Source organism: Scardovia inopinata JCM 12537 (assembly GCF_001042695.1).
GTDB lineage: Bacteria > Actinomycetota > Actinomycetes > Actinomycetales > Bifidobacteriaceae > Scardovia > Scardovia inopinata.
In genome coordinates, this window is the sequence record NZ_AP012334.1 from 1,384,596 (window position 1) to 1,406,519 (window position 21,924).

Here is a 21,924-nt window from a genome sequence, read left to right on the forward strand (position 1 = left end):
TTTTACTCAGCCTTTTCTTCGGTCTGATCGGTCTCATCGGCAGTTTCAGCCTGTGCAGCTTCGGCTTCCTTAGCCTTCTCCTCAGACTGTGCAGCCTTAAGCTTTTGAGCCTGGTTTTCAGCAGCCTCAACACGAGCCTGAGCATCAGGCCCCTCTTCAGCTACCTTCAAACTGCCTTCAGCACCAGGCAGACCTTTAAACTTCTGCCAATCGCCAGTGATCCTCAGCAACTTATGAACTGGATCTGAGGGTTGGGCGCCAACAGACAGCCAGTACTGGGCGCGGTCAGACTTGATCTGGATCAGGGAAGGTTGCTTGTTGGGATCATAAATGCCGATCTCTTCAATAACCTTACCATCGCGCTTCTTGCGGGAATCCACGACTACTACACGATAGAAAGCATAGAACTTCCTACCCATACGCTTCAAACGAATACGTGTTGCCAAAATGGCTCTCCTTGTATCTTTGGGGCGCACATTCCATCGATTATGTGGGGCATAACCACTGGTGCTGTGCATGAACCCACGCCTCGAGGTTTTGAGGGCTCCTCCAGACGCGATAACACAGGTCATTATAAACGCACTTATGGATTTTGACTATTTTCCCCTGGCGTCAGCTTGTCCCGCAATTCTTAGCTCATGTTCGGAGCAGCTTCATCCTCATCTACCTGGTCGTCCTCATCTTTTCCGGCTCGCCCAACACGCATATCTCACCATGCATGTCTCGGCTCACGCAATGCACCCATCCTTACTCACCCAACACGCATATATACAAGAGCCTGGCGCACGACACCAAACCCTGGTCATATATAATTGCGCTTTGGGTGAGCCGGCCACGCCATTATGTTTTTAGCCTCCCACCACATTGATATAAATGCCTTACTTCCTCAATAAAGCAGGGCTAAAAAGCCAAAAGCCGGGGACCAAGAGTAACACTCTATAATTCCTGAGATTTCCTTGGATGCAAACCTGACAGATCCCAGCCCAAGCCACCAAGAATCTTGCAATCCGCTTTATCTAAAGCAGAGCACTCCAGGCGCTCAATAATATCCGGTCTAATCCGTGCCGTCTTTGTCAAAGAATCATCGCGCCGAAAGCGGTTAACCTTCGCATGGTCCCCGCTCAGAAGAACCGAAGGAACCTCTAATCCGCGCCACTGCGCTGGTTTCGTGTACTGCTGATATTCCAGCAAACCTTCCGCCCCACTATAGGATTCTTCCACTATTGAATCAGGATTCCCCATAAACCCTGGAATCAAGCGGGTTATAGCTTCCACCATGACGCTCACTGCCGCTTCCCCCCCATTAAGAACATAATCCCCAATGGAATATTCACGAACGTCGAGTCCCCGCTCTCGGTAATATGTTGGAATTCGGGCATCATAACCTTCATACCGGCCGCATCCGAAAATTATGCGCTCTTTTCGGGAGAGGTCATTGGCCTGTTTCTGATTAAACAGCAGAGCGGCAGGGTTGGGGAAAATGAGGACCGGACCGGAAAGCTCTCCCGATGAACCGGAAAGTTCTCCCGATGATGACAAATCACCAGGCTTTCCCCCAATAAGCTCATCCAGACATTCAGCCCAAACCTCCGGCTTCATCACCATGCCTGCCCCCCCGCCAACCGGAGTATCATCAACGGATCGGTGAACATCATGGGTCCACTGCCGCAGATCATGGGTTTGTAAATCGACGATTCCACTATCCTGCGCCTTACCCAACAAGCTCAGACGAAGTGAATCAAAATAGTCAGGAAAGACGGATACAATATCAATTTTCATACTATTTCCTTCAAAGTTTTAGTCAAAAACGTCGATAAAAGCCAGTCGAAAGCGTCAACCACAAGCGTCAGACAAAGTGGCGGCCTAACCAACCGCAGGGCTCTGCTCAAAATTATGTCAGATCGAGCAAACCTCCAGGAGGATCAACAAGAATATAGCCTTCATCAGGATCAACGATGGGAACCAAGGCCTCAACAAAAGGAATTAAGGCCTCTTTCCCGCCAGCATCAACCAGTTTCACGGTAATCAGGGGCTGAGGATTGTTAAGATCCACCTCGGAGACATGGCCGATTACATGAGCATCTACACCGTCGTAATCCGCAGCCAGGGCACTTTCATGGTCATCAACAGCCAGGACCTCCAGGCCAATCAATTCCTGCGGATACCAACCCTCCTCACCGGTCTGTTCATCCTGGGCCGGGGCAGCATCAGGGGGAACAGGGGGAACGTCTGAATCTGCGGACGACTTGGCTTTGTCAGTACTGGTCTCAGGTGCAGGAACATACAGAATCATTCCTTTTAATTCTTCAGATGCGTTGCGGTCATCGACCCCCTCAAGCTTGATGATCCATCGGTTTTTGAAAGTTCGCGAGCGCTCAACAGTCCATGATTTCCCCTGATTATCAAGAAGAATTGATCCCGGCTGAAAGCGGAGCACGGGGCTGTCAGTAAAAACCTGAATGTTAACTTCTCCCTTTAACCCCTGGGCGCGGCCAATTCGACAGACGCGAAGTAGCCCATCGGCTTCAGTTTCCAGATAGTTTGTCATGGTTTCCATGCTACAGAGTCCATCTGAAATTGTCAGCTTTCTAAGGAATGCGATGCACCCATTGACTCATTGCATATTTATTAGTACTTAACCGTTCAGCCTCCGCCATCAGCTGGGAACCAAGCTCTCCCGACTTTGCATATGGCAGAGCTGTCAGCAGAAAATTATACATAAAATTAATGATTTCCTGCCGGGAACAACCAGTTTGAGATTTGAGGGGATCCACCCTTTTTGCGGCAGATTTGACTGATTTATCAGCACTTTTTTCAGGAGAAATTTTCAGGATGGAGGTCATAAGATGAGCATCAATATCATAGGCCATGGTGACGTGATGGAGAAGGCAGCCAGGACCGCTTTCGCCTCCCGAAAAGCGCCTTTGAGCAGCTCCTCCAATTTTCCCCAGAGGGGAAGAAATATCGTTAATTGGCTGGTAAAAGGCTTTGACTCCCAACGTGTTCAAGGCTTCAAGAACCCAAGCATCGCAGAACGGGTAGGATGATTCCACACTCATTCCTGCAACAAAATCAAGAGGAAGGTATAAGGAATAGGTAATAGTATTCCCCGGTTCGATAAACATTGCTCCTCCCCCAGTAAGCCTCCTGACAATGGTGAATCCTTTGTCTTTGGCCAGATCCTCATGAATCTCATGGCTGACAGACTGATGAAGGCCAAGAACAACCGCTGGTGACCCCCACTCCCAGAATCGAAGGACAGGTCCCGTATCGCCCCTAGCAACAGCCTGTCCCAGGGCTTCATCCAGCCCCATCTGCATAGCCGGGCTCATAGGTGGAGCACTGAGGTTATGAATAATTTCCAGATTTAAGCTTTGCCAACGAGGATCCGATCGCACACTCACTGCTTCGGCGGTTGACTGATTTTGACTGTTTGTAGAATTGTTCTTAGAACTGTCCTTCAAACTGTTTTTAGAAGCTGATGGCTCCTGCACATTCAATCTGCCGAATGGAGTGGAAGAAACACGGGGAATGCGGCGAACAGGAGCTTCAGGAAGCGACGGGGGCAAGGTTGCAATGTCGGGGAACTGGGCAAGTGCCCGCATCACGGCCTGGGTCAGTCCATGAGGACTTATCCCTATAAAGAGAATGCCAGATTCTTCCCATCGTTTCATACAACTATTCAGGGCTTTTTCGACAGACTCAGCCAAATGTGCCTGATCTGCCGGATGAGACAGGCCATTGTCTGAGGACTTCGCAGAAGACAGGCCAGAACGCCTGCTCAGAGATAGACCTGAACACTTGCCCGGAGATACGCTTAAACGCCTATCTGACTTGACAGGATCGTTCAATTCAAGACATTCACTCGCACTAGAGGAGGAAAGGATTTCTTCGGCTAAACTGTCGAGAACTTTTTCAGGATGCAAGGTTCCTTCAATAAAAAAATCCCCATCTATCTGAACGAAGGTTCCAGAAGAAGGCCAGGTGTCGTCGATTTCAACGGCGACCAATTTCCCTCCTGGCTCCTTGTATTCTCCCCGATACTTCACTGTTTTCACCCCGATATATCGATATATCACTCGTTGCACATCACTGATTGATTCCCAGCACCATCAGGCACCAGGCATTTTCCTGACTAATTTGTTCCCAGGCCTTGTATCGTCCTGATACTCCTCCATGACCTGCCTCTATTTCTATTCGGGCAAAAGCATCAGCACTGACTTCTTCCTCCTGGAGTCGGGACAGCCACTTTAGAGGCTCAACATAGAGAACTCTGGTATCATTCATAGATGTTGTGATAAAAATTTTCGGAAAATGCTCAGTCCCAAAGGCAGCACGCCGTTCTTGCCCCGATGCGACATTTTCATACGGAGTATACGCTTTCATATAATCAAAAACATCTTTATTATGCAGAGGATCGCCCCACTCATCCCACTCAGTTACCGTCAGGGGAAGAGACGGATCAAGGATGGAATTCAAAGCATCCACAAAAGGAACGTCGGCTTCTATACCTGCATAAAGGAAGGGAGCAAGGTTTGCCACTGCCCCCATCAGAAGGCCACCGGCAGAGCCCCCGTTGGCTACCGTCGTTTCCGGGCTGGCCCAGCCGCAAGCCTGCAAGGCAGCGGTTACATCAATAAAATCAAAGAAACTATTGTTTTTATTTATTCTTCTCCCCTGCTCATACCAGGCTCGGCCCATTTCACCCCCGCCCCGAATTTGAATTTCTACTCTGACCACCCCGCGATCCAGAAAACTCAACCGAGAGGTCCCAAACCCAGGATCAGTGCAATAGCCATAAGAACCATAGGCAGTTATAAACATAGGAGCAGGATGAAGTTTATCAGTCTGCCCGATCCGGCTGGTCCTTGAAAATTCAGCTGCACCGGAGCCGACATTGTGGCCCTGGTTTTCCCACAGGGCAGCAGATCGCCGAGCAGCATCCTCCATCGAAGGGGCAGTCAGCACATAATCCGTCTGCCCCAAGCCGAGAGGGCGGCCCTGATCATCAGATGCCTTGTCCATAACCGGGACCAGCCCCTTCTTCCATGTCAGGAATACTGGCACTTTTTCTCCATCCCGAGTTCGGACCCAAATCCGCCTTTCTGCATAATCAGATTCAGTATAATTATTCACTCTTGCTGCCTTCAGCAAAGTACTCTGACCACTATGGGGATTATAAGAGCACAAACGCGGCGGATGAACATAGCTGCCGTAGCTGTATCGAACAGTCGGAGCGTCATAGGAAGGATTACCCGTAAAACCAATCGAATATACAGCTTGCGGGTCAGGTCCCCTTAACTCAGAAAAGTGCCAGGGCTGACCGAGCAGATAATCAGCCAAGACCCTGTTTTTGGTCTCCACAGCAATATGAGGCAGGCCAGAAGAGCGGTAAGACAAGGTCACAAAATTCCTGTAAATCCCCAGTCCCCCTATGGCGAGCCCCTGAGCACCCTGAAGCATCTGAGGATTAACCTGGTCATAATAAGGGGTATCTACAGGAAGATCCTTATGATCGGCCTGCCCCTTCTCGCAGCCATAATCACTCCCCCTGGCTATGCAGACTCCTTGCCCCAAAGTATAAGGGGCCTGTTCGGTCTTCATATTTATAATATCAATTTCAAAATTCGGATCAGTAACATTATGGGAGACCACAGCTACAGGCAGGGCCCCATCAGCATCCACTTCCACCTGAGGAAGCAAAGACAGGAGTTTATGGGCTTTCTCTGTCTGGCCATCGGACTCCAGATCCCGAGCCTGAGCCTGCACAGCCTCCCGAACGTTTTCAAATTTCGCAAAACTGACATCATATTCAATATCGTCGGCGCGGGGAATAAAAACCGAAAACTCGCCCAAGGGATGCGAAGATTCCAAGAAAAGAACTTCGCTGGTAGTTTTCGAGGCGGTTTCAATAACAATAAGGGATTCATCAAAAGATAATCCGACCCCGCACCAAAATCGTTCATCCTGCTCATGATAAACTTCCACATCCTGCGACAGATCATCCCCAACGTGATGGCGCCAGATTGAGCAAGGCCGCCACGCCTGATCGAGCCGGGTATAGAAAATCCACTGTCCATCAGGAGTAAAACAGGCATTCGCTCCAATCCCCCGAATACAATCAGGAAGCTGCTCATTTTCCTTCAGATCTCGCACATAGCAGTCATACCGCTCGTTGCCATGAGTATCAATCAGGTACAGCATCCAGCGGCCATCATCGCTCAAATCCATGCCCCCACTGCGGAAAAAATCATGGCCCTGAGCTTCCTTATTAGCATCAAAAATTACTTCCTCTCCGGGAAGTCTGTAATTTTCTCCTGTCTGAATTTGAGGAGGATCCCAGTCATCCTGATTCTTGATCGGAGTTCGGCAGGTAATTCCATACTGCTCTCCTTCCTGGGTGCGGCTGAAGTACCAGTAGTCGAAAAGACGTACAGGAACCGACATGTCGTTCTCTTCAACGTGAGCCTTGAGCTCATCAAAGAGGCGTGAAGCCAAGTTTTTCTCCGGTGCCAAACGCGCTGAGGCATACTCATTCTGCGCTTTTACATAGGCCTGGACTTCCGGTGATTCCTTCTGCCGCAGCCACTCATAGTAATCAGTAAAAGTTTCTCCGTGGACTGACCTGATCTGACTTACTTTTTTTGCCCGGGGCGGCCGTATAGCCTGAGGATTCCTCTCAGCCGGCTCCGGTCGTTGACTTTGTGTGTTTTGAGTAGTTTTTCCCATAATTTTCCTTTGATACAGCAGTCAGTCCTGAGACAATCAGCCCTAGCCCCGCAGTCAGTCCTGCACCTTAAGTTCTTCTTCCTGATTCGCATAAGCCTTGAGATACGGAAGCATTGACCTCATCAGACTCGTCCCGGTTGGCCCATAAAACATGGGAACTTCTGCAGACCGAACATCTGGAATGGACCTGGACAGCTTTTGCTGAATACTTGCTTCTTGTCGACTAATCTGCCTAATGCCAATAGCTATGATTCTACCGGGATACATATAAGTCAGCCGTGCATAAGTGCTGGTATCTTTCTGACCATCATCACCAAAAAGAATGAACTTCATATGAGGGAAATCACTCATAAGCTGCTCAACAAATTCCAGCTTATGTTGGACCCCCGTAGGAGTAAATTTCTTTGGCCTAGGATCCAGATCCCGAAGGAGGAGAGGCCCCTGGGGGAAACCATAGCGGTCAATAAAATTTCTTATAGTTGTTTCCACATTCCAGGGAGAGGTTGATAAATAGAAAAATGGCGCGTCGGGGAAAAGATCATTGATCTTTGAGTAGAGAACAGCCATTCCAGGCACCGAACTCCTCTCGTAAGGGTTCAGAAAAAGAAAATTATAAACTGCTTTGAGCAAGGTAGGAACCTGTGAGACCAGAATAGTGTCATCCACATCGGAGATGATGCCGATTCTGGTGGTTGAGGAGAAAACATACACCGGCGCTTTAACCGGTTTCCTGCCGGCAACTTTATAGGTAACTTCATGCTCGCCTGGAGTTAGTTCTCTTTTCGCAATCAGATCCAAATATCCTTGGCTGTCGCTAAAGATCGACCGACTGCTAAGTTCGTCTGTTCCCCCGACTGGTTCAAATGCTTCTGAGTTGCCTATCTGAGCAGTCAAAATAGGGGTATCGTCAATTTTAGCCTTGACTCGTATATGCGGGGCTGGAATCATAAGCATATTTCGGATTCCCAGAGATACGGTCCCCGTCGGGGCCAGATGACGCATGCCCAGGACCGTTCGGCAAATCAAGCGGACGTACTGGGTGGTCCCATAACCCACGTAGGGAGCAACCCGTGGAGTCCATCCGATCCACCGTGCCACAAGGCTGGCAACCTTATGCCATAGGTTAAATCCAGATATCACAGCAGCCTTGGCAACTTTTGCGGGAACTGATTTCTTCCTCAACCGCTCTGCCAGGGAGGGGGCATCAATAACGGTGGAACTTCGCTTAACAATTATGGGGATAGTCTCCATAGTATCAGGGGGAGGTTCAATCCCCTCCTGGATATCCTCCCTGGCATCTTCCTTAACATTCTTCAGGGTTCTTTCCCGCAGGTCTTCCCTCTGATGGGCTTCCAGCCTATTTCTTGCTTTGCTGTTCGATAGCTCTGGCATATTCCTCACTATTCAGAAGATCCGGTTCATCATCTTCAAGATTGATTTTTAGCAGCCATCCTTCTCCATAAGGATCGTTGGTGACAACCTGGGGATCGCTGTCGGCTGCTGTATTGACATACGCTATAGTCCCCTCAACTGGAATGACCACAGGGCTGATTGCCTTTGCTGATTCCAGTTCGACCGGTTCGTCTCCTACCCGTACCTGGTCACCCTCTTCGGGGAAATCAATATAAACAATATCTCCCAACTGTTCAGCCGCATAAGCCGTTATTCCCACCAGGGCTGGGGAAACGGAGGAGTCAACCCAGACATGGTCTTCGGAATAAGACAGATTCTCAGGGATATCAAAATTCTGCCCGCCTACAGGAGCTGAAGAACCTGTCGTATCTTCTTGACTTCTGTTGTTATCATCAAACTCTTCTTCTCCGTCCCTGTTATTCAGATTCAGGCCAAAATCATTCATGTCTGTCTCATTTCTGTCTCGTTCATATCTGCTGGTCGTGATTCTTGGTTCGCATCCGGTCCGGATCAGGATTCTTCTTTTACCTGATTGCCTTCCGGCTGATTCCCCTCTGGTTGATTTCCTTTGCCCAGAGTTACCACCCTGCGGACTGTGTCTTCAATCGCCTGCGCCACCTCAGTCGGCTTTTCAAAACAAGAAAAATGACCGGCATCTTTGATTTCGTAGAAAGCTGGATTGGCCCCGGACATCAAAGGAACCATATTCCGCATCACATCCGGTCCGCTGAACCGGTCCAGTTGACCGCTGATCAGGGTGGCCGGAGCGGTAATGGTAGCGAGGGTTCCTGTCTCATCTTGCCGGCCTGCAGCCATATTTTCCCTCCAGGCAATACCAGCCGGACTCTGTTGATCTATCCAGTCGGTAAAAGTAGCAATGTACTCGTCAGATTTCTTAAAGTCAGAATCATCTTCCTGAGGCCGGGCAAAATGCATGACCGGCTCTACAGAGTGTGCCAGCAAAGCTTGCCTGGCCACGTTCAACCGATTGGCATAACCCTCAGCCGTGTCACGTTCAGCCCTAGTATCACACAGGACAAGGCCGGCTACCATTTCTGGGAAAAGGCGCTGAATGGCTAAAGCCACATACCCGCCCATAGAAATGCCAACCCACACAGCCTTGCTGTAGCCCATATCCTGCACAGCCAAAACATAGGAAACAGCAAGTCGATCACAAGCCTGTTTATAGGATCCATCATCATTCTGCTCGCCAGAAAGTTCAGCATCAGGGACCGGGCTCATACCTGAACCAGGCATATCAGGAGCCAGAACGGGAAAATCTTCATGATTCTCTTCAGAAATTCTGACCAGTTCCTGAGCACACCTGCCCCACATTCGGTGATCCAGGGGAAAAGCATGAAGCAGGATTACGGGAATATCCCCATCTTGTCCATCTCTATATACAGAGGTCACAATTTCCATATCGTCTGACATTGCATCCATAACCTGCTGAGCTTGAAGAGTTGGTGTGGTATCAGTCATCGCAGCCTCCTAGGAATAATCAATCTTATTTATTTTGTTTATTTTGTCTATGTTATATTTTTATATTAATTGTTTTTTTATTTACCTTGTTTATATTTAATTTATTTATATTTATCTTACTTATAGCATACCATTGCCGGTCAATGCCTGCGAAAGAATCACATCCATTCCCCGGCCCAACTGATTGAGAAAATCAGGCTGAAGAGCCTCTGACGGATGGGACCACTCCACATCCAGGGTTTCATCCTGGGGTTTGACATCCCCGTCGATAGGGATAATGTAGCAGAGGGCTATAGCATGCTGGCGAGGATCATAAAAATCAGAAAATCCTGGAGTGGGGAAAAATTGGGCGATGGTAAAGGGCTGAACCGTTGGGGGAAGAAAAGCCAGGGTCAGATCACCTAAATCTTTAGAAATATTTCTGGCAATAGCCTCACGGATAGATTCATTATAGAGAATTCGCCCGGAAATAAGCGTTCGGCGGACAGCCGCATCATCTCCAGCATCTGCGCACAAGAGAGTACCAACCTGGCGGATCCTGCCCAGATCGTCCGTTCTCACTGGAACGACCACAACATAAGGAATCGGCGTCTTCTTGCGCAGGTCATCCACATCCTCGCTGGACAGCCAACCCGGCGGATTCGCGCCGCCTGAGCCACGAATGAAGTCATCAGGAGTAATATTGTCAAATTCACCCCGATGACGGTTGGCATCAAAATCACCTGGATCAGGAACTTCATCATTTAGCACTGGCATATCCCTATTATGCTCCTCAGAGGTGATAATGGAATCTGGTTCTTACGCCTTCAGATAATTCTTCGACTCCTGCTCTCCCGACAATCCTTCTATTTGTTCGATTTACATACTTTTATTTATACTTTACTTTTATACTTTTATCTCATATCTTTACCCCATTTCTTTACCTCGTTTCTTCATCTCACACCTTTCAGAGAACCCGCGTTTCAGGGAACCCGCGCGACCTGCCATTGATGCTCATTTATATCTATTATTGTCTACTTGCTATTTAAGTTGTCCTGTACCGCTTGAATTGGAACCAGTGCAGATCAGACTTACTCCATATTCAAAACATCCATATTCAAAACCTCTCCTCCCGCTGAGAGTGAACAGGGAATAGGACTAAGCCTCCGATAGTTATTCACGTATGAAGAAGTCAGGACTGTCAGATTCGTGCAAAAGACAAAAATCTGCCAGCCCCTTCCTCCGAGCACCGCTCAGGCATAATCCGTATAATGGTAACCTTCATATGCAGACCACAGAAAGGCAAAAAATGGCTACTCATGAACTCACTTCCGCTACCCTCGACCAAACCATCAAGAACAACGACCTAGTCTTTATCGATTTCTGGGCAACCTGGTGCGGCCCCTGCAAGGCGTTTGGCCCTATATACGACAAAGCCAGTGAAGAAAATACCGATGCATATTTTGCCAAAGTTGATATTGACCAGAATCAGGATTTGGCTGCAGCGGCTGGGATCCAGGCGGTTCCCACATTGGCAATCATCAAGAACGGTCAGACTATCTACAAAGAAGCCGGCGCCCTACGCAAGTCTGATTTAGATGATCTCATTTCACAGGCAAGAAAGCTGGACATGGCCGAAGCCGCACAATAAACCTTTCTTTCATTGGGGGACAGTCCTGTCTGGGGATGTCCTGATCAGGATTATCCCCTACCATTCTTTCATGTGACATACCTGTCAGGTCCATCTACATCAACCAGTTAATCGGCCCTCTTTGATGTCTGACACAATCCCAGTCTTCATCTTTCATATACTATCTTTCATATACTAAATGTAGCGATGATTATAGGCAGAATCCTCATATATTCTCTCTATTCTCTTCTATACTTACCTTTTTCGTGGAAAATGTTTATGACGTTTGTTAAAGTACTGACTTAGTGTTACTCAACGGATAGCAATGAGCGAACGTATTAAGGAGTTTTATGGCTGGACGTCACATAGCACGCAACGAATCAATATTCTCGCGTATGTCACGCAAGCAATGGATGGTCGTCATTGCTATTATTGCTGCCATTGCCATGGTTACCACCTGCGGAGCCATTGTTTTTAAAATGGGGCAGAAGTCTGCTGCAGCCACAGCTCATATAACCGAGTATTCAGTGAATGATCTCAAAAATGGGTCCCAGGACGTCTCCCGCGATAATATCCGCGAAGCCCTGTCCCAGGGCCGTAATGGAGCAGGAAAGAACACAACCTACATTCGAGTAACCGTCAACGGTAAAAGTCGCCTTGTCGTGGGGAATCGGTTTACCACGGTAAAGTCTGTGCTTCAGGCAGGAAATATTACTCTCAATGCCAATGACACCGTATCCCCTTCGCTGAATTCCAAGGTGACTGAATCCACAGTCATTAAAATTTCAAGCCCAAATTCTGAGATTCAGACCATTGAAGAATCAATCCCCTTCAATGTAATTAAGAAGAATGACAGCTCCTTGCCCATTGGAACAACTAAAGTCCAGACAGAGGGGAAAACCGGCACTATGACCTACACTAATTTGGTCACCAAAAACGGGACAAAGACCCTCTCAACTAATACCATCTCTCAATATGTCAAGACGGCTCCAGTTAATAAGGTCATCCTGGTAGGAACCAAGAAGCCAGTTAAATCCACGAAGTCTTCAAACACCGGTACTGGATCATCTTCCAGTTCTTCTTCCCGATCTTCCAACTCTTCATCAAGTTCCACTCCTAACTACGGCACCACCATGCCAGTTGGCCAAGCTCAGTCCTATGCGCACTCCCAAGTGCTCGCACGGGGTTGGAATGAAAGTCAGTTTACATGCTTGGTGCAGCTATGGCAGCGCGAATCCGGCTGGAGTACCACCGCTGCTAATCCTTCTGGCGCTTATGGAATTCCACAAGCACTGCCCGGCAGCAAGATGGGTGCCGGTTGGCAGAGCGACTCCAGGGTTCAAATTAACTGGGGCTTAAATTATATTGCTGGCCGTTACTCGACTCCATGCGGCGCCTGGGCTCATTCCAACAGCAGTGGCTGGTATTAAAGAGTAAATAAGGTTTTTGAAGATTAAAAGGTCTTATAAAAAGGTTAGGTCTGAGAGTCAGCCGCTCGGAGAGTCAGCCGCTCGGAGCAGCGCCCACTTAGCTTCAACATAATCTGTTGCTATGTTTAGACGATAAGAAGCTAGGCAAGAAGCTAGGCGCTTGATTAACGGTCAACTCTTAATCCCATCCTTAACTAATGACCCACATACTCCTAATTTCGTCACTTCTTGCTTTCTCACAAATTGGTTTACCACTTCTTTCCACGTTTCCTGATTTCCTCGGCATGCGTCGCTCGTTCTTATGCTTTTGCTGTCTTCGCCCTTCGCCTCCCTTCGCCTCCCCTCACCCAACTCGCATTTACCTTCTTCCGTAAAAAACTTATTATCCTTTAAGAAAAGGAAAACCAGTACTTCCATCATTATTTTTCCCTCCCTATCTGCACGCTATCTGTACACGCTATCTGCACGTTGGGTGAGCCTGAGCTGGTAGTCTCGACAAAGCCTCACCGCGTATTCGAGCCAAAACAGACTGGTTCGAATCACTGTCTGAGGCAAAACCTGTATTCTATCCTTTAATAAAGCCTCGCCTCAGACCATTTCCATCGTTTAATGGTATTACGGCTGAATGAATGCTTTTACATACTGGATGCCGCATCGCCATCAATAAAGATCCTTACTACTGTTTGATACTTGAAAATTATTTCTGTTCCATTGCGCACTCGACTCACCTAACACGAAATTGATTTAGAAATGTGCTGATTCTTCAGGCTTATACAAACGGTAATCGCGTGTTAGGTGAGGACAAAAATAAAATATTGATGTACCAAATTGATAAATTCAAAAGAAGAACCTTCAAAATGCCAGCAGCTATTATTCACAATGACATGACTGCTTTAAATGACACAACACGTTAGAATAATGAGTGAACAGTGTAGAGTTACTCAACGCTGAGCTTGATAATGCTTGCGCTGCAAAAATAAGTTATTTGGGTAGGCGGCCAAAAACTATCGAATGCACGCTTACTGATAACAAGAAAGGAATAAGATACTTATATACTTACTTTTACTTACCCACAATTATCCCAAGAAAACCCTGCGTCGTCGACCATCAGCAATTTTGTGAACAGTCACAGCTGCCCGCGCCAGCGACAGATCAAACTTTCTCTCGGAAACACCATTGATAGCCTCAATGATGTCGCTAAGAAAAACCGTAAAACGTGCGGAAGAATCAAGAATAAATTTATCAATAACGAATATCCGCCAACCTGTTGATTGAATATGATTGACACGCTCGTGGTCACTGTCAATTTGTTGAAGGTGATGCTGCCCATCGTACTCAATTCCTATGCGAACAGCTGGATAAGCAAGATCAATGAAATTATTCCCTACCTGAACATTGACTCGAGGCTCTGGAAGCCCATGCTGGAGAATTTGCAACCGCACATTCGTTTCCTGTGGAGAATCAGTGCGAGTGCGCATTAGACGCAGCGCACGCAAGCATTTCCTCAGACCGCGGAATCTTTTGCATCGAGCAATGAAAGACCGGATTTGTGGAATCGTTGTAAGCGCAAGCTTCTGATCTCGGCAGATCAGTGAATCACCGAACATAATTAACTGCTTAAGCGTAAGTTCCATTGACATTTGGATGAACAACGCTTCGGGCGAAACACAAGTAATCCCGCTGATTTCGACGACAGACCCTGGGGTATCTGCATTGCTCCAGTACCGACAGCTGACATTTTTAAGTCTCAGCCGCTGCTCTTTATATCGAACAGCAACAAAAAGTGTCTGGCGCTTAACTGGCAGAGGAACTCCAAGCAAAGCAGCCGCCGTGAAATGACTTGCTACAATTTCATGTCGGGTGCGGCGCTGGAGATTGATGCACTGCGCGTATGCATCCTGTTGACGGCTCCAGGCAGCATACCGCATGATATTGTCGCGTCTGGGACGACGCAATATGAGTGAAGCTCGCATATTCTGCATTTCCTCCGATAAATTTCGTTCGACCACGAAGAGAATTCGACCATGAAGTGCAAACGATTGCAAGCTGATGGCTTTGTTAGCCTCCTACCTACAACCTAAAACATGATGGTTGCTGACTCCAAACTGGCTATTTGCCAGCCCGCTATCCGCGTCTCATCAATTTTTGCTTTCCCTCAGGCCGACTTACTTCTCGACGATAGTCTTAACCGTTCAGAATAGGTCTAATATATTGCAAAAAACTTCTATAGAAAAGAGAAAACCTCAATGTGGTCGAATGTGGAAAAGCCTCTCATCTTTATGTGGAAAACACGCCGAACTCAAGGAATTTCAACTTCTGATTAGGAAAGCTGACATGACAAATTTCCTTAACTCCTAAATACAAGATACGATCCCGTAGATCCCTACATTCTCAATATTTGTACGCCTTCCCTGTTTGAACTTCGCTTGTTTGAATTTTTGTAGTTTCAAGGACATTTTCTGCTTGTTTAGGATCTCCTGGACCGAGATTTTTCGGCAAGATGCATTTACATGGCTTAAAGACGATTTAATATCGATTTTTTACCCAATACACTGCTTAGTTTCCTCACCCAACGCGAAGATATAAGAGGGAGACGATTGGAAAGGCTAAAACTTTATCACGGATCTCTTTGTTGGGTGAGCGTAGAAAGAATACCGCGCAGATTACCAAGCCCTGAAACGCCAAGCTTGACCCAAAACAGCGAAATGGAAAGAATTTCCCCACTTGGTGTCAGCAGCGACAAAGAAAAAGACAAAAATGAAGAGACAAGAAGAAAACGCCGAGGAAAAGTAAGAGGGGAAGCCGAGAAAGGGTAAAAAGGAAGAGGAAGAGGAAGAAAAACATGGGTATTGTCATTCCAACAGTACCCATGTCGATATTCACCATCGCGGACAAATATGGATGCGAGTAAGCCTCATCCCATATGCACCATAACAGTAATGAAGTGATGAGTCATAGGTCTCACTGTATAAACCCAATACACTGAGCTGGACGGCAAAACAACATGCTATGATGGCATATCATTCTTACTGCATACCATTCATCTTAGACTCATCCTAAATTCATCCTAAACTCATCCTAAACTCATCTTAAATTTTTTAAATAAATTTTTAAATAATAGACTGGAGCGCTAGATCCAGGATAAACAAGATCACAACTCCCCACACAATGGGATGCACATCCTTGCCTTCCTTTTTGCAGACCTTTGCTACGCAGTAGGTAATGAAACCAGCGGCGATACCATAGGAGATGGAGTAGGAAAAGGCCATGAAGATAGAGGTGAAGAAAGCAGGAATAGCGGTGCTAATGTCATCCCAACGAATTTCGCCGAAAGAGCTCATCATCATGCAGCCAACGATTACAAGAATGGGAGCCGTGGCTGCCGTCGGAACGGCGGAAACCACCGGAGAAAGGACAGCACTGAGGAGGAAGCAGATGGTCACCACAATGGAAGTGAGACCAGTGCGGCCGCCGGAAGCAATGCCGGCTGCGGATTCGACATAGGTGGTTGTGTTAGAGGTGCCCACCAGAGCCCCAATGGATGTTGCCGTAGCATCAGCAAAGAGAGCTTTATCCATCTTGGAGCTGAATCCAGTTCCATTCTCCATAGCCTCCTCGTCTTCCTGGGAAAAAATGCCTGACTGTCGCCCTGTTCCAATAAAAGTGCCGATAGTGTCAAAAATATCCGATAGGGAGAAGGCGAAGATGGTCACCAGCACCAAGGGTATCCTGGCTGGATCATTGAACAGAGCTGGAAAGCCCTGAGGTGTGAAAATAGCTAGGAACGTTTGGGGAAGCTGGCCGAAAGATTGCCCCAGATTGACGCTGTGAGACAGGCTGGTTACTCCCATGGGAATGCCGATCACGGTAGTAACAATCATGGAGATAATGAAAGCTCCCTTGTTCAGAAAGCTCCATTTTCCAGGGAACTTAAGGATGGTCAGAATGATAGCCAGGAAAAGGCCAATCAGGAAAAGAACCAGAGTGGGAGTATTAATGGACGCCATCCCGATGTTGGCTCCGGAAGCAGCGGTTTTGTCAGCAGTAAAATGAATCAGACCAATATCGACCAGGCCCACGTAAGCAATAAAAATACCGATGCCACCACTAATAGCGTGCTGAAGCATCGGCGGAATTGCGCGAATAATCATCTTTCGCAGTTTGGTCACCGTAATCAAAATATTAATCAAACCGCAGATAAATACCATCGCCATGGCTTCCTGCCAGGTGAAATTCAGACCTTTGACCACAGTAAAGGTGAAAAAAGCGTTCATGCCAACACCCGGTGCCAGAGCATAAGGCACATTGGCAAACAAACCCATGACTAGGGTGCCGATCACTGCCGAAATAATTGTTGCAATGAAAACAGCTCCCCACGGCATCCCTGCTGAGGACAAAACGTTAGGGTTTAGCGCAATGATGTATGCCATTGCGAAGAAGGTTGTCAGACCTGCAATTACCTCAGTGGAGACGGTGGTACCGTTCTCCTTGAGTTTAAAAAATTTCTCCATCAGATTCCTTCACATACGAGATGTATTAGTATGTGTGGGCTCCTTGTTTCTCCTTGTCATACCCCGGGGCAGTCACATACAAGACTGCTAGTAGTGGACTGGTTAAACAAAATGACCACCGCTCTCCTCAGCAATACAGCGCCGGGTCTGAGGATTGACCCACAAGAAATGCGGAATCACCAGAAACCAGTACATATCGTTGTTGAGGGGGAACATGTTCGAGAATAATACACAGTACCGATGTGATTATGCATAGTGTCAGCTTTGACAGGATCGTGGTCCGCATAATGAGATAAGTCAGGCGGAAGAGAAAGACGAAAGAAAAGAAGAAAAAGAGAATGGGAGGGGAAGAAAAAGGTGAAGAAGAGAAGATGAAGAAGATGAGGGAAGAAAAAGGTGAAGAAGAGAAGATGAAGAAACGAGGGAAAAAGTGGGAAGCAGGATCAGCCAAAGGATCAGCCAAAATGTCCTGAAATGTAACTTTCTGTTTCCTTTTTCTTGGGGCTGGAGAACATGGTTGCCGTGTCGGTCATTTCAACCAAATGCCCAGGTTTGCCAGATCCCTGAGTATTAAAGAAGGCAGTGGTGTCAGAGACCCGGGCAGCCTGCTGCATATTGTGAGTCACAATCACGATAGTATACTCATCTTTAAGCTGGGTGATCAGGTCCTCCACTGCCAGGGTAGAAATGGGGTCCAGGGCTGAGCAGGGCTCATCCATAAGCAGAACCTGGGGATGAACGGCTACAGCGCGGGCAATGCACAAGCGCTGCTGCTGGCCGCCGGACAGGCCAATCCCCGGCTTATCCAGCCGGTCTTTGACTTCGTTCCACAAATTTGCCCCCCTCAGGGCCCATTCGACTAGTTCATCGGCATCTTCCTTGGAAATACGACAATTATTCAGACGGATCCCAGCCAGAACATTGTCACGAATGGACATAGTAGGGAAAGGATTTGGCCTTTGAAAGACCATTCCCACATTTCTTCTGACTTCCACCGGGTCAATGGTATCGGCGTAAAGGTTCTGTCCTTCCAGCAAGACTTCCCCCGTGCAGTATGCCCCAGGAAGAGTTTCATGCATCCGATTCAAGGTTCGCAAAACTGTCGATTTTCCGCAGCCTGACGGACCGATAAAGGCAGTCACCTTATTGGCTTCCAGAGCCATAGTGACATCATCAACAGCGTGAAAATCACCATAATAAACGTTGAGATGGTTTACATCCATTCTTTGGCCCATATTTATTCCCTGCTTTCCCGATTCGTGTTGTTTTCGCAGTTTTTATTATGTATGTGTATAAAACTTTTTTTGATCATGATTTAGCTGATCCTTTGACTGAAAACACTTTAGCGATCAATCTTCCCAGAGCATTCAAAAGTAGAACGATAAGGATCAGTGCCAAGGCTGCGGACCAGGCCCTCTCCATTCTGATGGAAGCAATGCAGGGGTTGGACAGGGCTCTGGCAGCAGCCGGGCAGGCAGCCAGTCCCTGAGAATATTCATTGTATACATATACAGGTAGGGTGGTCATACGGCCGGAGAAAAGATTGGTATTGGTGGAGCTGATAAAGCCAGAGGCAATAAGCAGGGGGGCGGTTTCTCCAATGACACGGGCGATGGCCAGAATAACCCCCGATATGATTCCTGGCAATGCAGTTCTAAGAACAATTCTCACAATAGTGCGCGAGCGCGGAACGCCTAAAGCGTATGCAGCTTCCCTCAGATCATTGGGAACAATCGTCAACATCTCCTGGCTGGACCGTACCACGGTAGGAATCATGAGGATAGAGAGGGCCACAGCCCCGACCAGGCCATTGACAGTCCCGGGCTCGGCAAGGATGGCGAACATGGAATATGCGAAAAGACCAGCGACAATGGAGGGGATGCCACTCATGACATCAACGAAGAAAGAAATAGCTTTTGCCAGTCTGCCACTGTGGGCATATTCAACCAGGTAGACAGAGGTCAAAATTCCAATCGGTATGGAGATAATCATGGCAGCCAGGGTGATTTCAATAGTCCCTATTGTGGCATGAAGGATTCCTCCATAGGGGTAGAGCCCTCCAACGACCCCCCGCATATTATGAGTGAGGAAATACCAGGTGAACTGGGGCAAGCCGTTTGAAATAGTTGTCCACAGAACAGAAATCAGGGGGATAAGAGCAATCACAAAAGCCGTATAAATGAGAATTCGCATGACCACATCTGTTCGTTTGCGCGATCGCAAGGAGGAGCGGCTGGGAGCGAATTTATCGAAGTCAGGAGTTGGGACGTCAGAGGAATCTGAAGACGTATTTTTATTCATCATTTCCCCTCCTTGCCAACAGAACCGGACGTTACCCGACGGGCTATATAGTTCACCAGGAAGGTAATCACAAAAAGGACCAAGCCGGTAGCGACCAAGGCAGAAACGCCCATGCTGTCAGCCTCCGGGAACTGGGCAGCAATGTTAGCAGCGATAGTCTGATTGCTGGACGCCTTAAGAAGGTTTATTCCATATGTACGCCCAGGTGAGAGAATCATCAAAACCGCCATCGTCTCCCCCAAAGCCCGGCCAAGGCCAAGCATAGAGGCCGAAACCAGACCAGACTTGCCAAAAGGCAAAACAGCCAGCTTAATCATTTCCCATTTGGTAGCTCCCAAAGCAAGAGCTGCTTCCTGCTGAAGAACAGGGGTCTGTATAAAAATGTCTCTGGCCATGGAAGTAATAATAGGCAGAATCATCACGGCAAGCACCAACGATACTGTAGCTACGGTTCGGGGTGGATTGGAAGCCTGAGGCCCGAAGAGAGGAATCCAGCCCACGGCCTTATTAATCAAATCCCAGACTGGATAAATATGCGGAACTAGAACTAGTGCACCCCAAAGGCCGTAAACCACAGATGGGATAGCAGCCAACAGATCAACCACATAGCTGAGAATAGAGGACAATCTTTTCGGGGCATAATGTGAGATGAAAAGGGCTATTCCTATAGCTACAAAGACAGCCATGAGGAGGGCCAGGGCTGAGGTAATGACTGTTCCGAAAACCAAAGGACCCACAAAAGCCAGGAAATTTGTGGTCTGACCGCCGGTAAATCCTGAGATGGTCTCCCTAATGTGGTCCTTCCTGCCCACAACAATGGGAGCAGCCTGGATAAAAAGAAAAACCGTTACTGCGGCCAGAATAGCAAGGATAAGGATTCCTGATCCCATGGCCAGGCCTTTGAAAACCTTATCAGCCCGGTGCTTAGAAGTCGAAGAGACAGTCAGGTCATGTTTTTCCTGGGCCTGAGCCTGGAGGGCACGAGGTAAACGCGCTGCCATTATCGTGCCTCCCCTGACGACCCTGACACCTTTGACGACTCCGACAATCCTGACGATCCTGATGATCCTGATGATCCTGATGAAATTCTGGAAATAGACTTCATGATTTCTTTTCTCACCTGCGGACTAAGAGGAACAGAACCGGCATTCTCAGCTGCCAGTTTCTGCCCCTGCGGACTGACAACGTAAGTCAGCCACTGTTTGATAAAGTCTGCTGTCTGCCGTCGGGCCGGGGAATAGACCGGACAGGCAACCGCATAGCTGACTAGGGCAATAGGGTACGACGCGCTATCACTGGTCGCAAAGTCTACATCGATGACATATCGGCTTGGACCCTTATCTTTGGAACTAAGCGGGGACTTACTAATCAGATGGGAAGTTGCTGCTGCCGAATAAGAAACGTAGGACGAGCCCACCTTCACGGCAGCTCTTCCCAGGTTTGAGGCCTGGGCAGCATCCGCATAACCTATGGTTCCCTGAGCCTGACTGGCAGTCAACACAACCCCTGATGTTCCCTTCGCCCCCTGCCCTACCGAATTCGGCCAGGTTTCCGAAGGCTCAAAGGACCAGGCAGCTGGGGCTGCTTCCTTGAGGTAGTTCTGAAAAACCTTGGTTGTTCCCGATTTATCAGATCGCCAGACGGGAGTGACGGAGATATCGGGCAATTTTGCTGCCAGACTGGGATTCTCCTTCTTAATGGCAGGATCGTTCCACCTAGTAATGGAGCCAGTGAAAATTTTTGCCAGGGTACCAGGTGATAGGCGGATAGGATTCTTCCTGCTATTGAGCCCATAAGCAGACAGATTATAGACGACGGCTATGGGAGAAATATAGACGGGAATGTCAAAAGCGGTTTTTCCTTGGCAGACCGATCGGGATGATTCCAGCTGCTGCCTGCTTAAGGGAGCATCAGTCCCTGCCCAGGATACAGCTCCAGTCAGGAAGGTATTGACCCCTGCCCCGGAACCAGAAGGATCATAGGAAATGGCAGTCTGAGGTTGCGAGGCGGAAAAACCCACAATCCAGGCATCGACAGCGCTTTTCTGGGAAGAGGCTCCGGCTCCGGCGAATTCCCCGCTCAGATGCGGCTTATTCGCGGGGAGTGCTGATTGCTGCTCAGACAAGTTCTGGGACAGATAAGGGGAAAGCTCATTATCTCCGCATGCTGACAGGGTCAGTGGCAGTGAAATAGCACAGCAGATTGCTGCCGCCCTGACCCACATATTGTTCCCCATGACCACCCCTATAGTCTATAGTCTTTAAGTCTTTAGTCTTTACTTTAGTCTTTATCCAAATGCTGCTTTATTCCTGTTGCAGCAATCATCTTGCCGCTTAGTCCTTATTCTACATGAGTATTTTGCCAAATCAGGACTGGGAGAAACACCTCCCTTGCCAGCACTTTCTCCGACATGGCCAGCCCTCTCCGTCACAACTATTTTTCCAGTTTT

At 48.0% G+C, this 21,924-nt stretch carries 18 protein-coding genes; 3 read left to right on the forward strand and 15 right to left on the reverse strand.

Annotation, left to right across the window (positions count from 1 at the left end; genetic code table 11):
• Nucleotides 1-2: 2 nt before the first annotated feature.
• From rpsP to SCIP_RS05665, 9 genes are all read right to left on the reverse strand, one after another.
• The gene (gene rpsP / locus SCIP_RS05625; RefSeq protein ID WP_040591468.1) at nt 3-446 is read right to left on the reverse strand and encodes a 30S ribosomal protein S16; all 444 of its coding nucleotides are present in this window, start codon (nt 444-446) and stop codon (nt 3-5) included.
• A gap of 490 nt (nt 447-936) precedes the next feature.
• A complete protein-coding gene (gene trmD, locus SCIP_RS05630; protein WP_006293682.1) occupies nt 937-1,779 on the reverse strand; it encodes a tRNA (guanosine(37)-N1)-methyltransferase TrmD in 843 nt (280 codons plus the stop codon).
• A 112-nt stretch (nt 1,780-1,891) separates the two neighbouring features.
• Nucleotides 1,892-2,557, reverse strand: coding sequence for a ribosome maturation factor RimM (locus SCIP_RS05635; protein ID WP_006293681.1), 666 nt, complete (start codon nt 2,555-2,557; stop codon nt 1,892-1,894).
• Nucleotides 2,558-2,588: 31 nt separating this feature from the next.
• Complete coding sequence (locus SCIP_RS05640) at nt 2,589-4,049, reverse strand: lipoate--protein ligase family protein (RefSeq protein ID WP_407695018.1); 1,461 nt, start codon at nt 4,047-4,049, stop codon at nt 2,589-2,591.
• A gap of 40 nt (nt 4,050-4,089) precedes the next feature.
• The gene (locus SCIP_RS05645) at nt 4,090-6,729 is read right to left on the reverse strand and encodes a S9 family peptidase (RefSeq protein WP_006293679.1); all 2,640 of its coding nucleotides are present in this window, start codon (nt 6,727-6,729) and stop codon (nt 4,090-4,092) included.
• 54 nt (nt 6,730-6,783) lie between these two features.
• Nucleotides 6,784-8,121 (reverse strand): App1 family protein, encoded by a 1,338-nt coding sequence (locus tag SCIP_RS05650; protein ID WP_048349275.1) that lies wholly within the window; start codon nt 8,119-8,121, stop codon nt 6,784-6,786.
• The gene (gcvH, locus tag SCIP_RS05655; RefSeq protein WP_006293677.1) at nt 8,087-8,587 is read right to left on the reverse strand and encodes a glycine cleavage system protein GcvH; all 501 of its coding nucleotides are present in this window, start codon (nt 8,585-8,587) and stop codon (nt 8,087-8,089) included. The genes SCIP_RS05650 and gcvH overlap by 35 nt, the downstream gene beginning before the upstream one ends.
• Nucleotides 8,588-8,652: 65 nt before the next feature.
• Entirely contained in the window at nt 8,653-9,624 is a 972-nt protein-coding gene (locus SCIP_RS05660; protein WP_115672844.1) for an alpha/beta fold hydrolase, read from the reverse strand.
• 120 nt (nt 9,625-9,744) lie between these two features.
• A complete protein-coding gene (locus tag SCIP_RS05665) occupies nt 9,745-10,380 on the reverse strand; it encodes a DUF4916 domain-containing protein (RefSeq protein WP_040591312.1) in 636 nt (211 codons plus the stop codon).
• Between the two features lie 532 nt (nt 10,381-10,912).
• On the opposite strand from SCIP_RS05665, the gene trxA reads away from it, so the two are divergent.
• Nucleotides 10,913-11,254 (forward strand): thioredoxin, encoded by a 342-nt coding sequence (gene trxA / locus SCIP_RS05670; protein WP_040591459.1) that lies wholly within the window; start codon nt 10,913-10,915, stop codon nt 11,252-11,254.
• A gap of 329 nt (nt 11,255-11,583) precedes the next feature.
• Complete coding sequence (locus SCIP_RS05675) at nt 11,584-12,663, forward strand: aggregation-promoting factor C-terminal-like domain-containing protein (protein ID WP_040591311.1); 1,080 nt, start codon at nt 11,584-11,586, stop codon at nt 12,661-12,663.
• 1,076 nt (nt 12,664-13,739) lie between these two features.
• Here SCIP_RS05675 and SCIP_RS08335 read toward each other — a convergent pair.
• Both SCIP_RS08335 and SCIP_RS05690 read right to left on the reverse strand, forming a co-directional pair.
• Nucleotides 13,740-14,141 carry a DUF559 domain-containing protein gene (locus tag SCIP_RS08335; protein WP_231288050.1) on the reverse strand — a complete coding sequence of 134 codons (402 nt, stop codon included), beginning with the start codon at nt 14,139-14,141 and terminating at the stop codon, nt 13,740-13,742.
• A 1,632-nt stretch (nt 14,142-15,773) separates the two neighbouring features.
• Nucleotides 15,774-17,174, reverse strand: a complete 1,401-nt coding sequence (locus tag SCIP_RS05690) for an NCS2 family permease (RefSeq protein WP_006293671.1) — start codon at nt 17,172-17,174, stop codon at nt 15,774-15,776.
• 338 nt (nt 17,175-17,512) lie between these two features.
• Between SCIP_RS05690 and SCIP_RS08410 the strand changes: the two genes are divergently transcribed.
• Nucleotides 17,513-17,647 (forward strand): hypothetical protein, encoded by a 135-nt coding sequence (locus tag SCIP_RS08410; RefSeq protein ID WP_258190459.1) that lies wholly within the window; start codon nt 17,513-17,515, stop codon nt 17,645-17,647.
• On the opposite strand, the gene pstB is transcribed toward SCIP_RS08410, so the two are convergent.
• The 4 genes from pstB to SCIP_RS05710 all read right to left on the reverse strand — a co-directional run bounded on the left by pstB (nt 17,630) and on the right by SCIP_RS05710 (nt 21,711).
• Nucleotides 17,630-18,409 carry a phosphate ABC transporter ATP-binding protein PstB gene (pstB, locus tag SCIP_RS05695; protein WP_006293670.1) on the reverse strand — a complete coding sequence of 260 codons (780 nt, stop codon included), beginning with the start codon at nt 18,407-18,409 and terminating at the stop codon, nt 17,630-17,632. The two genes, SCIP_RS08410 and pstB, sit on opposite strands and share 18 nt — an antisense overlap.
• Nucleotides 18,410-18,482: 73 nt before the next feature.
• The gene (gene pstA / locus SCIP_RS05700; protein ID WP_006293669.1) at nt 18,483-19,478 is read right to left on the reverse strand and encodes a phosphate ABC transporter permease PstA; all 996 of its coding nucleotides are present in this window, start codon (nt 19,476-19,478) and stop codon (nt 18,483-18,485) included.
• Complete coding sequence (gene pstC, locus SCIP_RS05705) at nt 19,475-20,476, reverse strand: phosphate ABC transporter permease subunit PstC (RefSeq protein WP_006293668.1); 1,002 nt, start codon at nt 20,474-20,476, stop codon at nt 19,475-19,477. Before pstC ends, pstA begins: the two co-directional genes overlap by 4 nt.
• Nucleotides 20,476-21,711 (reverse strand): phosphate ABC transporter substrate-binding protein PstS, encoded by a 1,236-nt coding sequence (locus tag SCIP_RS05710; RefSeq protein WP_048349276.1) that lies wholly within the window; start codon nt 21,709-21,711, stop codon nt 20,476-20,478. The genes pstC and SCIP_RS05710 overlap by 1 nt, the downstream gene beginning before the upstream one ends.
• Nucleotides 21,712-21,924: the final 213 nt, after the last annotated feature.

Bases quoted from the DNA above. Each gene is read 5' to 3' on its own strand.
- trmD (WP_006293682.1), bottom strand. From the start codon at position 1,779: ATGAAAATTGATATTGTATCCGTCTTTCCTGACTATTTTGATTCACTT.
- SCIP_RS05635 (WP_006293681.1), bottom strand. From the start codon at position 2,557: ATGGAAACCATGACAAACTATCTGGAAACTGAAGCCGATGGGCTACTT.
- SCIP_RS05645 (WP_006293679.1), bottom strand. From the start codon at position 6,729: ATGGGAAAAACTACTCAAAACACACAAAGTCAACGACCGGAGCCGGCT.
- SCIP_RS05650 (WP_048349275.1), bottom strand. From the start codon at position 8,121: ATGCCAGAGCTATCGAACAGCAAAGCAAGAAATAGGCTGGAAGCCCAT.
- gcvH (WP_006293677.1), bottom strand. From the start codon at position 8,587: ATGAATGATTTTGGCCTGAATCTGAATAACAGGGACGGAGAAGAAGAG.
- SCIP_RS05660 (WP_115672844.1), bottom strand. From the start codon at position 9,624: ATGACTGATACCACACCAACTCTTCAAGCTCAGCAGGTTATGGATGCA.
- SCIP_RS05665 (WP_040591312.1), bottom strand. From the start codon at position 10,380: ATGCCAGTGCTAAATGATGAAGTTCCTGATCCAGGTGATTTTGATGCC.
- trxA (WP_040591459.1), top strand. From the start codon at position 10,913: ATGGCTACTCATGAACTCACTTCCGCTACCCTCGACCAAACCATCAAG.
- SCIP_RS05675 (WP_040591311.1), top strand. From the start codon at position 11,584: ATGGCTGGACGTCACATAGCACGCAACGAATCAATATTCTCGCGTATG.
- SCIP_RS08335 (WP_231288050.1), bottom strand. From the start codon at position 14,141: ATGCGCACTCGCACTGATTCTCCACAGGAAACGAATGTGCGGTTGCAA.
- SCIP_RS05690 (WP_006293671.1), bottom strand. From the start codon at position 17,174: ATGGAGAAATTTTTTAAACTCAAGGAGAACGGTACCACCGTCTCCACT.
- SCIP_RS08410 (WP_258190459.1), top strand. From the start codon at position 17,513: ATGGGAGGGGAAGAAAAAGGTGAAGAAGAGAAGATGAAGAAGATGAGG.
- pstB (WP_006293670.1), bottom strand. From the start codon at position 18,409: ATGGGCCAAAGAATGGATGTAAACCATCTCAACGTTTATTATGGTGAT.
- pstA (WP_006293669.1), bottom strand. From the start codon at position 19,478: ATGATGAATAAAAATACGTCTTCAGATTCCTCTGACGTCCCAACTCCT.
- pstC (WP_006293668.1), bottom strand. From the start codon at position 20,476: ATGGCAGCGCGTTTACCTCGTGCCCTCCAGGCTCAGGCCCAGGAAAAA.
- SCIP_RS05710 (WP_048349276.1), bottom strand. From the start codon at position 21,711: ATGGGGAACAATATGTGGGTCAGGGCGGCAGCAATCTGCTGTGCTATT.